Here is a 726-nt window from a genome sequence, read left to right as displayed (position 1 = left end):
GGGCGTCCGTCAGCACGAATCGTTCCATCCAAAGCTTGAATCACGATCAAGCCAGAATGGGAATCATGAATATCAACAGGCCCTAGCGCGATTTGGAGCCAACCGGCCTGGGACCTGGGCGGCCGCCTCGCCGCCTCTGGCTCTGCGCCGCAAAATCGGGCCGGTTCCGCGTCCGCATCGAATGACGCCGGTTAGAGGTGGTCTCGGAACGGGGTGCTCGGCATTTATGATCCGACCGAGCGCCAGCGAGTGATCGTCGGCGGGCTGGACGGCGGCATCATGTTAGGGGACTACGGCCTCCAGGCGCGCGAGGAATGCCGAGACCTCGGCGCCGATGTCGGCCGGTTCAGTCACCGTGGGTCACGGCCTAGCAGGCTGTTGAAAAAGGCCCTCGCCACCGGACCGCAGCAATGATTCACTGGCTCCGAAGGGATTCGGAGGTGGCGAGTGCGCGGCGGCGACGATCGAACTGGCGAACTTTTCAGCTACGTGGACCTTGAGGTCCGGGTTCGGCGCAATCATCCATTGCGGGCTATCAGGACGATCGTGACTGAAGCCCTGTCGAGGCTGGAGCGTGAGTTCGCGGCGCTATATTCGCCGATCGGACGGCCATCTATCCCGCCGGAGAAGCTGCTGCGGGTGATGCTTTTGCAGGCGTTCTATTCGATCCGCTCGGAGCGGCTTTTGATGGAACGGTTGGAATACGACCTCCTGTTCCGCTGGTTC

At 62.1% G+C, this 726-nt stretch carries 1 protein-coding gene; it reads left to right on the top strand.

The window, feature by feature from the left end; genetic code table 11:
• Positions 1-447: 447 nt before the first annotated feature.
• On the top strand, positions 448-726 hold a 279-nt coding region (locus tag NKH99_RS32665; protein WP_353017987.1), incomplete at its 3' end, for a transposase.

Source organism: Mesorhizobium sp. M0854, assembly GCF_040319815.1.
Taxonomy (GTDB): Bacteria; Pseudomonadota; Alphaproteobacteria; order Rhizobiales; family Rhizobiaceae; genus Mesorhizobium.
This window is presented reverse-complemented; position numbering and strand designations above follow the sequence as displayed.